Origin of the sequence: Mesorhizobium sp. CA16 (assembly GCF_020165175.1) — a bacterium.
In the GTDB taxonomy this organism is placed as follows: Bacteria; Pseudomonadota; Alphaproteobacteria; order Rhizobiales; family Rhizobiaceae; genus Mesorhizobium.
The window spans coordinates 349,782-363,252 of record NZ_JAIUHP010000003.1 but is presented as its reverse complement, the minus strand read 5'-3'; the positions used below and the strand labels follow the sequence as shown (position 1 = coordinate 363,252).

General features: G+C 64.3%; 15 protein-coding genes. 12 read left to right on the top strand and 3 right to left on the bottom strand.

The window, feature by feature from the left end; translation table 11 throughout:
- Together LB525_RS07730 and LB525_RS07725 are read right to left on the bottom strand one after the other, a co-directional pair.
- Positions 1-1,638 (bottom strand): transglycosylase domain-containing protein (locus tag LB525_RS07730; protein WP_224544173.1); only part of this gene is annotated, 1,638 nt, incomplete at its 3' end.
- A gap of 325 nt (positions 1,639-1,963) precedes the next feature.
- Positions 1,964-2,683, bottom strand: coding sequence for a hypothetical protein (locus LB525_RS07725; RefSeq protein ID WP_224544172.1), 720 nt, complete (start codon positions 2,681-2,683; stop codon positions 1,964-1,966).
- Positions 2,684-2,726: 43 nt separating this feature from the next.
- On the opposite strand from LB525_RS07725, the gene LB525_RS07720 reads away from it, so the two are divergent.
- From LB525_RS07720 to LB525_RS07710, 3 genes are all read left to right on the top strand, one after another.
- Complete coding sequence (locus LB525_RS07720) at positions 2,727-3,023, top strand: hypothetical protein (protein ID WP_224544171.1); 297 nt, start codon at positions 2,727-2,729, stop codon at positions 3,021-3,023.
- Between the two features lie 12 nt (positions 3,024-3,035).
- The gene (locus LB525_RS07715) at positions 3,036-4,589 is read left to right on the top strand and encodes a trimethylamine methyltransferase family protein (RefSeq protein ID WP_224544170.1); all 1,554 of its coding nucleotides are present in this window, start codon (positions 3,036-3,038) and stop codon (positions 4,587-4,589) included.
- Positions 4,590-4,730: 141 nt separating this feature from the next.
- Positions 4,731-5,138 (top strand): DUF3168 domain-containing protein, encoded by a 408-nt coding sequence (locus tag LB525_RS07710; RefSeq protein ID WP_224544169.1) that lies wholly within the window; start codon positions 4,731-4,733, stop codon positions 5,136-5,138.
- Between the two features lie 166 nt (positions 5,139-5,304).
- Here LB525_RS07710 and LB525_RS07705 read toward each other — a convergent pair whose 3' ends face one another.
- The gene (locus tag LB525_RS07705; RefSeq protein ID WP_140845766.1) at positions 5,305-5,691 is read right to left on the bottom strand and encodes an ester cyclase; all 387 of its coding nucleotides are present in this window, start codon (positions 5,689-5,691) and stop codon (positions 5,305-5,307) included.
- Between the two features lie 216 nt (positions 5,692-5,907).
- Here LB525_RS07705 and LB525_RS07700 point away from each other — a divergent pair, with 216 nt between their 5' ends.
- From LB525_RS07700 to LB525_RS07660, 9 genes are all read left to right on the top strand, one after another.
- On the top strand, positions 5,908-6,207 hold the full coding sequence (locus LB525_RS07700) for a hypothetical protein (RefSeq protein WP_095766886.1): 300 nt from the start codon (positions 5,908-5,910) through the stop codon (positions 6,205-6,207).
- A gap of 64 nt (positions 6,208-6,271) precedes the next feature.
- Positions 6,272-6,937: a response regulator transcription factor gene (locus tag LB525_RS07695; protein WP_041002188.1), complete on the top strand. Its 666-nt coding sequence runs from the start codon at positions 6,272-6,274 to the stop codon at positions 6,935-6,937.
- 22 nt (positions 6,938-6,959) lie between these two features.
- Positions 6,960-8,348 carry an ATP-binding protein gene (locus LB525_RS07690; RefSeq protein WP_224544168.1) on the top strand — a complete coding sequence of 463 codons (1,389 nt, stop codon included), beginning with the start codon at positions 6,960-6,962 and terminating at the stop codon, positions 8,346-8,348.
- Positions 8,345-8,488, top strand: coding sequence for a hypothetical protein (locus tag LB525_RS07685; RefSeq protein WP_176476990.1), 144 nt, complete (start codon positions 8,345-8,347; stop codon positions 8,486-8,488). The genes LB525_RS07690 and LB525_RS07685 overlap by 4 nt, the downstream gene beginning before the upstream one ends.
- Positions 8,485-8,922 (top strand): hypothetical protein, encoded by a 438-nt coding sequence (locus LB525_RS07680; protein ID WP_224544167.1) that lies wholly within the window; start codon positions 8,485-8,487, stop codon positions 8,920-8,922. Before LB525_RS07685 ends, LB525_RS07680 begins: the two co-directional genes overlap by 4 nt.
- Before the next feature lie 129 nt (positions 8,923-9,051).
- On the top strand, positions 9,052-10,188 hold the full coding sequence (ccmI, locus tag LB525_RS07675; RefSeq protein ID WP_224544166.1) for a c-type cytochrome biogenesis protein CcmI: 1,137 nt from the start codon (positions 9,052-9,054) through the stop codon (positions 10,186-10,188).
- 4 nt (positions 10,189-10,192) lie between these two features.
- Positions 10,193-10,633 carry a cytochrome c maturation protein CcmE gene (gene ccmE, locus LB525_RS07670; protein ID WP_140845772.1) on the top strand — a complete coding sequence of 147 codons (441 nt, stop codon included), beginning with the start codon at positions 10,193-10,195 and terminating at the stop codon, positions 10,631-10,633.
- 64 nt (positions 10,634-10,697) lie between these two features.
- The gene (locus tag LB525_RS07665; protein WP_224544165.1) at positions 10,698-12,683 is read left to right on the top strand and encodes a heme lyase CcmF/NrfE family subunit; all 1,986 of its coding nucleotides are present in this window, start codon (positions 10,698-10,700) and stop codon (positions 12,681-12,683) included.
- Positions 12,680-13,144 carry a cytochrome c-type biogenesis protein gene (locus LB525_RS07660; RefSeq protein ID WP_224544164.1) on the top strand — a complete coding sequence of 155 codons (465 nt, stop codon included), beginning with the start codon at positions 12,680-12,682 and terminating at the stop codon, positions 13,142-13,144. The genes LB525_RS07665 and LB525_RS07660 overlap by 4 nt, the downstream gene beginning before the upstream one ends.
- Positions 13,145-13,471 lie beyond the last annotated feature (327 nt).

Here is a 13,471-nt window from a genome sequence, read left to right as displayed (position 1 = left end):
TGGCGGCGCGTCCTTGGCCCAGTCATAGACCACGTCGCCGGTGCGGGTGACGAGCTGGGTGATGCCGTGGCGCGAGCCGACGAAACCGTTCTGCGCAAAGACGCTGTAGCCCGTCGCCTGGTCCATTACCGTCATGCCGGATGTGCCGAGCACCATGGTCTTGTGGGATTCCAGTGGCGATTCCACGCCCATCGATTCGGCCATCGCCTTGATCGGCCCGATGCCGAGGTAATCCTTGGCGAGCCGCACCGGCACCGTGTTGATCGACTTGGCGATCGCCGTGAGCAGCGTCACGTTGCCGGCCGATCCGCCGCTGTAATTGTGCGGCGACCAGCTGCCCCAGCTGATTGCGCCGCCGGAAACCACCGAGTCCGGCGTGAACCCGTGCTCCATCGCCGTGGCGTAGACATAAGGTTTGAAGGATGAACCCGTCTGGCGCAGAGCCTTGGTGGCGCGGTTAAACTGGCTGGTGCCATAGTCCCGTCCGCCGACGATGGCGCGCACCGCGCCGTTGGTCTCGATCACCACCACCGCGCCTTCGGTGACATTGTATTCCTTGCCGAACTGGCGAAGATGGAACTCGACCGACTCCTCGGCCGCCTTCTGGATGTTGGCATCGAACGTGGTGTGGGCGACCAGCGAGTGCTGGCCAGGCTTGGCGATCTTCTTGACCTCGTCGAAGGCCCAATCGAGGAAATAATCCGGGCTCTTCTGCTCGCCGCGATCGACGACGTCGGCCGGATGCAGACGCGCCTGCAGCACCTGGCCCTCGGTCATGAAACCGGCATCGACCAGGTTTGACAGCACCACATTGGCGCGGGCACGGGCCGCCGGCAGGTTGATGTGCGGGGCGTATTTGGTCGGCGCCTTGAACAGGCCGGCCAGCATCGCCGCTTCGGCAAGGCTCAGATCCTTGACGCTCTTGCCGAAATAGAAATCCGCCGCCGCCTCGATGCCGAACGTGCCGCCGCCCATATAGGCGCGGTCGAGATAGAGCTGCAGGATCTCTTTCTTGGACAGGTTTGCTTCCAGCCATAGCGACAGGAAGGCTTCCTTGATCTTGCGCTCCAATGTGCGCTCGTTGGAGAGAAACAGGTTCTTGGCGAGCTGCTGCGTGATGCTGGAGCCGCCCTGGACCACGGAGTTGGCGCGCACATTCTCGAAGATCGCGCGCGACAGGCCGAGGACATCGATGCCGTAATGGTCGAAGAAACGCCGGTCCTCGGTCGCCAGCACCGCCTTGATGACGATGTCGGGCATCTCGTCGACCGGCACTGAATCGCGCTGGATGATGCCGCGCTGGCCGATCTCGTTGCCGTAGCGATCCAGGAAGGTCACGGCGAAATCGCCCTGGCTGCGCCAGTCGCCGGTGGTGATGTCGAAGGCGGGCATGGCGAGCGCGAGCAGCACCACGAAGCCGCCGGCGCCCATGGTGAAACCTTCGCTCAGCACCTCGATGACCGTGCGGCGCCAGCCATGCACCCGGAAACGGCGGGAAAAAATGGTCGCCGCTTCCCAGAATTCGCGGGCCTTGAAGCCGATTTCGTAGAGCGAGCTATCGAACCAAGCGTCGACGCCGAGCAGCGCCGAAGCGATGCGGCCTCTTCTCCTCTTGCGTGGTTTCGAAGGACTTGCCATTCCGACTTCCGCCCCAACGCCCTTTCGCCCGAAAACAGCATGCGGGCAGTTTCAGGGTGGCACCCTGTCAAACTATTTGACCATTTTATCACCGCTCACAAGGGCAGCGAAGCCACAGCACGAGCTTTGTTGATTGGAGGTGTGCTGGCCGTCAACGGCCGATCGATATCACCGCGCCGCGATGGCTCGCATAAAATGCGCCACATCCGACGCGGTCGGTTCCTGGCCGATGAAGGATCGCTGATGGGCGGCAAGATGGCTGACGCGCGCCTTGCCGCATCGAGGCGTCTGTCACACGAGGTTGGCCCATTCTTGCCGCGCGAATTCATAGACTTGCACGATCATGCTCCGGGGTGCTCTCGACCCGTTCATCTGAACGGCCGGCGCCACGGGAGGCAGCTGTGGTGCTTGGAAACCGCACGTCCAGCATATGTTCGACAGCATTCCATCTAGCCTCTTGGTACCGACGAAAGGCGAAGACGCTGACGGCGAATACCAACATGCCAATTCCGGTTGCCGGAACGATACCCAGGACTGCGACGGCTTTCGCCAGCACGCCGGCGAAAACACCTGCGATGACACTGGCGACGACGCTCACCATCCCCGCTGTGCTCATGAATGACTGCCAGTGGGAGGAGCGAAGGGCTTTGCTGACGAGCAATGCCTCGTCGTCGTGACGGGAGTGGATCAAGTATTTCTCCACGCCTGGAGCCGTCTCCACGAAATAGTGCCGGATGCGAGCCATGCCACGTGCGAGGACCATGTCCTCGATTGCGACTTGGACCGCCCGAACGAAGGTCACGATACCGATGAAATACAGGCAGGGAAGCAGGATCAGACTGAAAAAAACGAATGGCTGCCCCATGCGCGTTACTTGAGCGACGAATGCCAGCGCGACGGTCGCGCTGGAAACGGCGGTCAGGAAAAGGTCTGCGCGCGAATTGGCTTCCTGGATGGTGGCCGACCGCGCCGTCTGCAACACGAAATGTTCGGTCGTGAGGCATTGCAGGGTTTGATCGCTGGTTTTGTCCTGGCCCGTCGTCATTGGATGCCGTCAACTCGCTGCCTTGAAATGACGCGGCTTTGTGATGGACCTTGAACTGAAACAATCTTTAATTGTTCCAAAATGCATCCGATTCTTCGTTTCGGAAGGTCGCGAGACGTGGGTGTCCGACGATCGTCGGGTTGAACGAACAGATAGGAACCTCAGCGCCGGCAGGGTGCGTTGCTGCACGGTCGCTAAGAGCGTCGCCCTGGCGTTGCTCGATGACGGTTTCGCCGGGGAGGGGACTGAGCTTTCCATACACATTGTCGTGGTCGAACGGCCGGCGCGCGTCATCGCGGCCTCGCCCTGCGACGCCGAAGGCAAGGCGATGCGGCAATGAGGAGGAACCGCCATGATTGAGGAAGCCGCACGCGATCTCAGGCGCGAGCGCCGCCGGGGACGCACCGGGGAGGCCGGCAGCGAGTCGAGCCGCCATCCGAATTACCGGTCACTGAAGAACCCGTTCCTGCCGCAGCCGATCTTTTCCGACGATCAGGTCGCGGCCATCCACGCTACCGCGCTGCGCGTGCTGGAGGAGCTAGGCATCAAGGTGCTGCTACCCGAGGCGCGGACGATCTACGGCAAGGCCGGTGCATTGGTCGACGAAGACAGCCAGATGGTCAGGATCGGTCGCGACATGGTCGAAGCCGCGCTCGCCTCGGCGCCGCGCAAGATTCCGGCTCTCGGCGGCGACCGCTCCCGCGACCTGACGCTCGAGCTCGGCTCGATGACCTTCCTGGCCGGCTCCGGAGCCCCTAATGTCACCGATCTCGAGCGCGGCCGCCGGCCGGGCACGCTCCAGGCCTTCGAGGAATTCATCAAGCTGGTTCAGCATTTCGACGTCCTGCATATGCTCGGGCCTTGCGTCGAGCCGCAGGAACTCGACAACCGCTTCCGCCACTATGCCGTCAACCGGGCGCAACTGACGCTGTCGGACAAGTTCCCCTTCGTCTTCGCGCGTGGCACGCCGCAGGTCGAGGACGGCTTCGAGATGATCCGCCTGGCGCGCGGCCTCTCGCAGGACGAGTTCCGCGCCGGTGCCTATTGCTACACCGTCATCAACACCAACTCGCCGCGCCAGCTGGATATCCCGATGGCGCAAGGCATCATCGACTTCGCCAAGGCCGGCCAGGTGCTGGTCATCACGCCTTTCTGCCTGGCGGGCGCGATGGCGCCGATCACGGTCGCCGGCGCGCTGACCTTGCAGCATGCCGAGGCGCTCGCCGGATTGACGCTGGCCCAGATCGCGCGGCCTGGCGCGCCGGTGGTCTATGGCTCCTTCTCGTCCAATGTCGACATGAAGTCTGGCGCTCCGGCCTTCGGCACGCCGGAGCACGTCAAGGCGACGCTTGGGGCGGGGCAGCTAGCTCGCCACATCGGCCTGCCCTGGCGCTCCGGCGGCGGCAGCGCCGCCAATGTCTCCGATGCGCAGGCCGCGCACGAGACCCAGTTCGCGCTGTGGGGCTCGGTGCTGGCCGGCGCCACCGTCTGCATCCACGCCGCCGGCTGGCTGGAAGGCGGTCTCAGCGTCTCGCTGGAGAAGCTGATCACCGACGTCGAGGCGCTGCAGACGGTCGCCGAGCTTTGCGCCACGACGCCGGGCGACGAGGATGCAATTGGCTTCGAAGCGATTGCCGAAGTGCAGCCCGGAGGTCACTTCTTCTCGGCCGCCCACACCATGACGCGCTACCGCAGCGCCTTCTACGAGCCGCTGGTGGCCGACTGGTCGAACTTCGGCAATTGGACGCAAGCTGGCGGCAAGACAGCCACGGAGCGCGCGACCGGCATCTGGAAGCGGATTGTCGCCGACTTCCAGCCGCCGGCCACCGCTGCCGCCGCCGCGGGAGTGCTCGACGAGTTCATTGCCAGGCGCACCGAAGAAGGCGGCGCGGCTCCGGTCTCATGATTTGACTAAAACATAATAAATTCTAGACCTTCGCCCTTCACGCTATACTCAAATCGATTTGCGATCTGGCATCGGATCGCGAGCGCGGCTACGCTGCCGGAATTGGCTGCGGCGCGGAGACATGTTGGCGATGGACTGTAGATGACGGCGCCTGGCGATTTGATGCAGGCCTTGTTCCTGAGGCTGAAGACCGATGAGTCGCTGTCGGCGCTGCTTGGCGGCGCGGGCCTGCTCGAGCAGGCGAGCGACAAGGCCGCCTTTCCGCACGTCACATATGGCCGCACCAGCGCCTTCGACCTCGAGACCGGCGTCGACAACGACAATGACCAGCTGGTCACCTTGCACGTCTGGTCGAAAGCCCAGGGCGAGGCCGAGACACGCCTCATCATGGACAGCATCAAGGCGAGCCTCGATGGCGCGGCGCTGTCCATTGGCCCGCGCGGCCAGACGCGCCTGTCCCTGGAATTCGCCGAGGCGCGCTATGACGAGGATCTTGCAGTCTATCATGGATTGCTGCGCTTCCGCGCGCTGACCCAGGAAAGTGCATAGAGTGTGTTGAGATTCAGGTCAGGCCGAGTCGGAGTCGAAGACGGGCGCGAAGCGACCAAACTGGATGGCTTCCGAGAACCGGCGCGGAGCGTACTTAAAGTACGTGAGCACCGGAGCGCAGGAAGCCGGCATTTGCAGGCCAGCCTCACCTGAACATCAACACACCCTAAAGCTGCGCCTGGATCGCGGCCTTGTCGATGACCGACCAGACCTCCCTTATGCGGCTGTCGTGGAATTCGTAGAACACGTTCTCGGCGAAAGAAACCCGCCTGCCGTGGACCGGCAGGCCGAACAGCACGCCTTTGGGATGGCAGTCGAAATGCAGGCGCGCCGCCACGCGGGGCGGCTCCGAGATCAGAAGCTCGACGTTGAAGCGCAGGTCGGGAATGGCCTCGAAATCGCCTTCCAGCATGCGCCGATACCCCGACAGCCCGATCGTCTCGCCATTATACTGCACCTCCTCGCCGACGAACCGGCCGAGATTGCCCCAGTCCTGCTCGTTAAGGCAGACGATGTAGCCCCGGTAGAGATCGGCAATATCCTCACGCGTCATCGCATCCTCCCATGGCCGTCCGGCGTTTCTACACTAGGTAGCGCGGGGCACGGAATCGGCAGGCCGAAAAGCGTAGCGGACCGACTGATTTTCCGGCTATGAATTTGCACCCGGGCTTGGGGGAGCGTTGGCGTCCATAGGGGGTGTGGCGGGCATGGATTTTCGATCGTTCACCGTTCATTTCACGTTCAGCCCATATGCGTTAGAACCGTGATCATGAAAAAGTTTGGCCCTCATCTCCGCAAAGCAGTGCTGGCGCTTGCCGCAGCCGGCCTCTTTGCGTCGCAGGCGATTGCCCTGCCGGTCACCGAGCCGTCGGTCGATCGGCCGGTGGTGCTCGCCGCCAGCGATTGCTACGCCATCGGCCAGCAGGTCGCCGCGCAGAATGGCGGCACGCTGGCCAAGGCCTCGCAGGCGACGCGGGGCGGCCAGCAGGTCTGCGTCATCGTCGTTCTGGTTCCCGGCAAGGAAGGCCAGCGTCCGCGCCGCTCGGAAATCGTCGTTCCGATGGGCTGACCCTGTCGTTTCCCAGGCTGGCGGAATCGGCCTATAGGTCTACCCAACAACAGGCTTCAACCCCATGCGCGTGCTCGTCGTCGAGGATGACAAGGATCTCAACCGGCAACTGGCCGACGCGCTGGTCGATGCCGGCTATGTGGTCGACCGCGCTTATGATGGCGAGGAGGGGCACTTCCTCGGCGACACCGAGCCTTACGATGCCGTCGTCCTCGATATCGGCCTGCCGCAGATGGACGGCATCAGCGTCGTCGAGCGCTGGCGCCGCGGCGGCCGCAAGATGCCGGTGCTGATCCTGACCGCGCGCGACCGCTGGAGCGACAAGGTGGCCGGCATCGACGCCGGCGCCGACGATTATGTGACCAAACCCTTCCACATCGAGGAGGTGCTGGCGCGGGTGCGGGCGCTGATCCGCCGCGCGGCCGGCCATGCCTCGTCGGAACTCACCTGCGGGCCGTTGCGCCTGGACACCAAGGCGTCCAAGGCCGATGTCAACGGCGTGCCGCTCAAGCTCACCTCGCACGAGTTCCGGCTGCTCGCCTATCTGATGCACCATATGGGCGAGGTGGTGTCGCGCACCGAGCTGGTCGAGCATCTCTACGATCAGGATTTCGATCGCGATTCCAACACGATAGAAGTGTTTGTCGGCCGGCTTCGCAAGAAGATGGGCATCGACATGATCGAAACCGTGCGTGGCATGGGCTATCGCATGCGTGAGCCGGAGGCGTGACGCGGAACCGCTGAAGCCAACCATGGAAACGCGGCTTTCGAAGCTGCGGCTCTGGCCGCGCTCGCTGACCTTCCGCGTCATCGCCTTTTCCACCATCTGGGCGATCTTGACTCTGGTCGTCATCTTCACCCTCATCACCACGCTTTACCGCCAGGCCAGCGAGCGCGGCTTCGACAGCCTGCTTTCGGCGCATTTGTTCAACCTGATCGGCTCCGTCGGCATTTCCGACAACGGCGCGCTGACCGGCTCGCCTGACCTCGGCGACCTGCGCTTTTCCGAGCCGAATTCCGGCTGGTACTGGTCGGTGGAGCCTGCCTCCGAAGGCGTGCATGGCGAAATCCATTCCTCCTCGATGACGACCTCGCTCCTGTCGCCGAGCGTCGCGGAGGTCCCGTTCAATGCGAACTTCCAGCGCAGCTACTCGATGGAGGGCATCAAGGGCGAGCGGCTCGAAGTGTTCGAGAGCGAGTTCGTGCTCGACGCCAAGAACCGCGCCGCGCGTTTCCGTGTCATGGGCAACCACAGCGAGCTCGAGCAGGAGATTGCGAGCTTCCAGCGTCGCCTGCTCACCTATCTCTCGCTGTTCGGCGTCGGCATGATCGCCATCAATGCCATCGCCATCCTGCTGGGTCTCCAGCCTTTGCGCCGGGTCCGCAATGCGCTCGCAATGGTGCGCGAGGGCACCGCGCAGCGGCTCGACGGCAGCTTCCCGGCCGAGATCGAGCCGCTGGCCAGCGAGACCAATGCGCTGATCGAGAACAACAGGCGCATCGTCGAGCGCTCGCGCACCCAGGTCGGCAACCTTGCCCATTCGCTGAAGACGCCCTTAGCCGTGCTGATCAATGAGGGCCGCGCGCTCGGCGGCGCCAAGGGCCAGTTGATCGCCGAGCAGGCCGCCTCCATGCAGAAGCAGGTCGACCACTATCTGCAGCGCGCCCGCGTCGCCGCGCAGCGCGACAGCGTCGTTTTCCGCACGCCGGTTTCGCCGCTGGTCGAGCGCATGGTGCGCGTGTTGCGGAAACTCAATCCGCAAACCAGGCTGACGCTGTCGCTGCCGCCGGCGGAGATCGTCTTTGCCGGCGAGCGCGAGGATCTGGAGGAATTGCTCGGCAACCTGCTCGACAATGCGATGAAATGGGCAAAGAGCGCCGTTGCCGTTTCGGTCGCGCTTGCACCGGGAATGAGCAACATGTTCGAAATCGTTATAGAGGATGATGGCCCGGGCATTCCCGAGGACAGCGCGCGGGAAGTTTTGAAACGTGGCAAGAGACTCGACGAGACGAAGCCGGGAACAGGGCTCGGGCTGGCCATTGTCGCCGACCTCGTCAACGAGTATGGAGGCTCGCTGGCGCTGGAACGGTCCGGCATGGGCGGCTTGAGGGCGGTGGTGGGATTGCGGAGCCTTCAATGATGTTTTTTATCGATTTGCGAGCAGCGGCCGACGGCCAAATTTCCGACAAATATCAACACTATGGCGATGAAAACGTCCTGATGGCGCGCCCCCAGTCCATCCAGTTCCATCCCGCTGAAGAGAACCGGTTGTCGGCATGAAGATCCGCGTCGCGCTCGTTTCCGCCCTGCTCGCCGTTTCCGGCTGCACGACTCTGGGCAAGGGTGGTCCGACCTCTCCCGTCACGCCTGTTTCCACGCCGCCGGCCGGCGGCAAGGTGTCGACCGGCATCGTTTCGGCCATGAATGGCGGGCTTATCGGCGGGTCGATCGGTTCGGGCCTCAGCGATGCCGAAAAGCGCAAGGGCCTGGAAGCGGAATACAAGGCGCTGGAATACAACACCAGCGGCCAGAAGGTGACGTGGAAGAGCGACAACTCCTCGCATTATGGCGAGGTCGTCGCCGCCCAGCCTTACAGGGTCGGCTCGCAGGATTGCCGCCAGTACACCCATACCGTCTATACGAGCGGCGCGGGTGTCACCGCACGCGGCACCGCCTGCCGCAATGCCGACGGCAGCTGGACGCCGCTGACCTAGAAAGAAACCCGGCCGGCCCCGTTATTCGGTCGGATTGACCTCGATCAAGGTCGGACGGCGCGTTTGCCGTCAAAGCGTCGCAGTACGTCCGTGTTGGCAGGGCAGGGCTCTGCCTTTATTGGAAGGACCATGCTGTTCTGGGTCATAGCCGCAATCCTCACGCTGGGCGCCAGCCTGGCCGTGCTGTTGCCGCTTACCGGCGGCATGAAAGGCGCGTCGCCGGCCGGCGATCACGATCTCGAAGTCTATCGCGACCAGCTGTCCGAGCTCGACCGCGACATGGCGCGCGGCCTGATCCAGCCCGGGGAGGCCGACGAGGCGCGTGCCGAGATCGGCCGCCGCATCCTGCGTCTGGGCGCGGTCGTGCAGCCGGACGCGGCAATACTCAAGCCTGCGCGCAGCGCCAAGTGGGTCGCCAGCATAGCCGTGCTTGCGGTTCCCCTGCTGAGCTGGGGGCTCTACGGAATGCTCGGCTCTCCCGATCTACCTTCGCAGCCGCTGGCCGAACGTCTAGCCAAGAACCCGGCCGATGCCTCGGTCGACGAGCTGGTCGCCCGCGCCGAAGCCCATCTCGCCGCCAATCCGTCGGACGGCAAGGGCTGGGACGTGCTGGCTCCGATCTATCTTCGACTGCAGCGCTTTCCCGACGCCGTGACCGCCTATCGCAACGCCATCCGCCTCGATGGCGACAGCGCCGTGCGCCAGTCGGGTCTCGGCGAAGCGATCGCCAGCGCTGCCGGCGGCATTGTTTCGGCCGACGCTCAAAAAGCCTTCGAGGCGGCCCTGAAGCTCGATCCGGCCAACGCCAAGGCGAATTTCTATCTGGCGGTGGGCCTGGCACAGGAAGGCAAGAAGGCCGATGCCGTTGCCGCCTGGAAAAAGATGCTCGGCCAGCTCGCGCCGGATTCGCCCTGGCGCAGCGCCGTCCGGCAGGCGCTTGCCGAGGCCGGGGAGCCTGCTGTCGCCGATGCCGCATCGGCCAACGGCCCCGACGCGCAACAGGCGGAAGCCGCGCAACAGATGTCGCCGCAGGACCGGCAGGCGATGATCGAGACCATGGTCGCCGGTCTCGACGACAAATTGAAGCAGAATCCCCGCGACGAGGAAGGATGGATGCGGCTCATCCGTTCCTATGTCGTGCTTGGCAAGGCCGACCAGGCGCGCGACGCGCTCGGCCGCGCTGTCGCCGCCTTTGGTGCCGACAGTGAACAGGCCAAGAAATTCACCGCCTTCGCCGCCTCGCTCGGCGTGACGGCGACGGAGTAAGGCAATGACGCGCAAGCAGAAGCGGATGTCGGTGATCCTGGCAGGGCTGGCTTTCCTCGGCGCCGCTGCCGGGCTCACCTTCTATGCGCTGGGACAGAAGGCCTCCTATTTCTACATGCCGGCCGACCTCGCCACGGCAAGCGTGCCGCCCGGACAGCGGATCCGGCTCGGCGGTCTCGTCGAGAAGGGCACCATCATGCGCGGGCAAGGCGCCACCGTCGCCTTCTCGGTCACCGACAAGCAGAAATCGGTCAAGGTCACCTATACCGGCATCTTGCCCGATCTGTTCCGCGAGGAGCAGGGCGTCATCACCGAGGGCGCTTTCGGCCCGGACGGCGTCTTCGTCGCCGACAGCGTGCTGGCCAAGCACGACGAGCGCTACATGCCCAAGGAAGTCGCCGACGGCCTGAAGGCCAAGGGTGTTTGGCAGGAAAGCACGAACTGATGAGCAGGTTGCGCAAAAGTGCCATGCGGTTTTGCGATCAGAACCTGCGAGAGAACAGGTAACCATGGTCGAGACCGGACATTTCGCGCTTGTGCTCGCCTTCGCGCTGTCGCTGGTGCAGATGCTGGTGCCGCTGGTCGGCGCCCGCACCGGCAACCAGCGGCTGATGGCGGTCGGCGGTCCGGTCACGGTCACCGGTTTCGCGCTGACCGCGCTGTCTTTCGCCGCCCTTGCAAGCGCCTATGCCGGCTCGGACTTCTCGGTGGCGAGCGTCTGGGAGAACTCCCACTCCCTGCAGCCGATGATCTACAAGATCACCGGCACCTGGGGGAACCATGAAGGCTCGATGCTGCTTTGGGTGCTGATCTTGACCTTCTTCGGCGCGCTCGTCGCCGTCTTCGGCAACAATCTGCCGTCAACGCTCAAGGCCAATGTGCTGGCCGTGCAAGGCATGATCGGCGCCGCGTTCTTCCTGTTCATCCTGGCGACGTCCAATCCGTTCATCCGCCTCAACCCGGCGCCGATCGAGGGCCGCGACCTCAATCCGATCCTGCAGGACCTCGGCCTCGCCATCCACCCGCCGATGCTTTACCTCGGTTATGTCGGCTTCTCGATCTGCTTCTCCTTCTCGGTCGCGGCGCTGATCGAGGGGCGCATCGACGCCTCCTGGGCACGCTGGGTGCGGCCCTGGACGCTGGTCGCCTGGATGTTTTTGACCGGCGGCATCGCCATGGGTTCCTACTGGGCCTATTACGAGCTCGGCTGGGGCGGCTTCTGGTTCTGGGATCCGGTCGAGAACGCTTCCTTCATGCCCTGGCTCGCCGGCACCGCTCTGCTCCATTCGGCCATCGTCATGGAAAAGCGTTCGGCGCTGAAGATCTGGACACTGCTCTTGGCCATCCTGACCTTCTCGCTGTCGCTGCTCGGCACTTTCCTGGTACGTTCCGGCGTGCTGACCTCCGTGCACGCCTTCGCCACCGATCCGGCGCGCGGCGTCTTCATCCTGTGCATCCTGACCTTGTTCATCGGCGGCTCGCTGGCGCTGTTTGCGCTGCGCGCCTCGCGGCTGACGGCGGGCGGCCTGTTCCATCCGATCTCGCGCGAAGGCGCGCTGGTGCTGAACAATCTCTTTCTCACCACCGCCACGGCAACGGTGCTGGTCGGCACGCTCTACCCGCTGGCGCTGGAGGCGCTGACCGGAGGCAAGATCTCGGTCGGCGCACCGTTCTTCGATCTGACCTTCGGCCCGCTGATGCTGCCGCTATTGGCGATCGTGCCGTTCGGCCCCTTGCTCGCCTGGAAGCGTGGCGACGTCATTGCCGCCTCGCAGCGTCTGATGGCGGCCTTCGCTTTGGCGATCACCGCGATGCTCGTCACCGGCCTGTTCATCGACGGCGCCTCGGTCTTCGCAGCGCTCGGCGTCGGTCTTGCCGTCTGGCTGGTCGTCGGCGCGCTGACCGACCTTGCCGTCAAATCCGGCTTCGGCTCTGTGGCGCCGGCCGTCATGCTTCGCCGCTTCGCCGGCCTGCCGCGCTCCGTCTTCGGCACGGCATTGGCCCATCTCGGCCTCGGGCTGACTTTGCTCGGCATCGTCGGCACGCTCTGCTTCGGCACCGAGAAGATCCTCTCCATGCGCCCTGGCGAAACGGTGGAGCTCTCCGGCCACACGCTGCGCTTCGAAGGGCTCTCCCCGCAGAAAGGCCCGAATTTCACCGAGGATCGCGGCCGCTTCCTGCTGATGGGCGCCGACGGCAACGCCGATGGCGTGATTACCTCCGCAAAACGCTTCTATCCGGTGCGCCAGACGGTGACGACGGAGTCCGGCATCAGGACGCTGGGCTTGAGCCAGCTTTATCTGTCGCTCGGCGACGAGAACAATGACGGCTCCGTCGTCGTGCGCCTCTGGTGGAAGCCGCTGGTGACGCTGATCTGGGGCGGCGGGCTGGTGATGATGGCGGGCGCGGCCATGTCGCTGCTCGACCGCCGCCTGCGCGTCGGCGCGCCGGCAAAGCGGCGCAAGCCTGCGATAGCGGCAGCGGCCTCGCCATGAAGGCAAGATTTTCGCTCGCCTCGCTGGTCCTGCTGCTGGCGCTGTTCTTCGGCGGCGCCGCACAGGCGGTGAAGCCTGACGAGGTGCTGAAAGACCCGGCGCTGGAGGCGAGGGCGCGTGCGCTGTCCGAAGGCCTGCGCTGCATGGTCTGCCAGAACCAGTCGATCGACGAATCCGACGCCGATCTTGCTCGCGACCTGCGCATCCTCGTGCGCCAGCGCCTCGTCGCCGGCGACACCGACCAGCAGGTGATGGACTATATCGTCTCGCGCTATGGCGAGTTCGTGCTCTTGAAGCCGCGCTTCAGCCTGCGCAACGCGCTTTTGTGGGGCACGCCGGTGTTTCTGCTTCTGGCCGGGGGCCTGTTCATCGCGCTCAGCGCCCGCTCGCGCCGAACTGTGCCGGACAGCACCCTGAGCGCCGAGGAACAGGCGGCGCTGGATAAGATGCTAAGCGACTAACATGAATTGCGGACCTCGGAGGTTGGCCGAGACCCCTGTGTCGTCGTCATCCACGGGCGAAGCAAGGAGCGAAGCGACGCGCGCAGACCCGAGGATCCATTCCGTGACTTCGAAGCGTCGCGGCCGTCCAGAATTTCTGCTCTGCTGCAACCCTCGCGCGAGGTAACGGCATGGATTCCAGGATCTCCGCGACGGAGCTTCGCTCCTGCTTCGCCCTGGAATGACGAAGTCTCGGGTGCTTCCGCAAGCCCTCCAAGCGCGGCATGTCATCGTCGCCAATCCTCAACATTACAAAACTTTCATGTACCGGAAATGGCGCCGTAATGT

Coding starts and splice junctions, on each gene's coding strand:
- LB525_RS07725 (WP_224544172.1), bottom strand. CDS start 2,683: ATGACGACGGGCCAGGACAAAACCAGCGATCAAACCCTGCAATGCCTC.
- LB525_RS07720 (WP_224544171.1), top strand. CDS start 2,727: ATGGACCTTGAACTGAAACAATCTTTAATTGTTCCAAAATGCATCCGA.
- LB525_RS07715 (WP_224544170.1), top strand. CDS start 3,036: ATGATTGAGGAAGCCGCACGCGATCTCAGGCGCGAGCGCCGCCGGGGA.
- LB525_RS07710 (WP_224544169.1), top strand. CDS start 4,731: ATGACGGCGCCTGGCGATTTGATGCAGGCCTTGTTCCTGAGGCTGAAG.
- LB525_RS07705 (WP_140845766.1), bottom strand. CDS start 5,691: ATGACGCGTGAGGATATTGCCGATCTCTACCGGGGCTACATCGTCTGC.
- LB525_RS07700 (WP_095766886.1), top strand. CDS start 5,908: ATGAAAAAGTTTGGCCCTCATCTCCGCAAAGCAGTGCTGGCGCTTGCC.
- LB525_RS07695 (WP_041002188.1), top strand. CDS start 6,272: ATGCGCGTGCTCGTCGTCGAGGATGACAAGGATCTCAACCGGCAACTG.
- LB525_RS07690 (WP_224544168.1), top strand. CDS start 6,960: ATGGAAACGCGGCTTTCGAAGCTGCGGCTCTGGCCGCGCTCGCTGACC.
- LB525_RS07685 (WP_176476990.1), top strand. CDS start 8,345: ATGATGTTTTTTATCGATTTGCGAGCAGCGGCCGACGGCCAAATTTCC.
- LB525_RS07680 (WP_224544167.1), top strand. CDS start 8,485: ATGAAGATCCGCGTCGCGCTCGTTTCCGCCCTGCTCGCCGTTTCCGGC.
- ccmI (WP_224544166.1), top strand. CDS start 9,052: ATGCTGTTCTGGGTCATAGCCGCAATCCTCACGCTGGGCGCCAGCCTG.
- ccmE (WP_140845772.1), top strand. CDS start 10,193: ATGACGCGCAAGCAGAAGCGGATGTCGGTGATCCTGGCAGGGCTGGCT.
- LB525_RS07665 (WP_224544165.1), top strand. CDS start 10,698: ATGGTCGAGACCGGACATTTCGCGCTTGTGCTCGCCTTCGCGCTGTCG.
- LB525_RS07660 (WP_224544164.1), top strand. CDS start 12,680: ATGAAGGCAAGATTTTCGCTCGCCTCGCTGGTCCTGCTGCTGGCGCTG.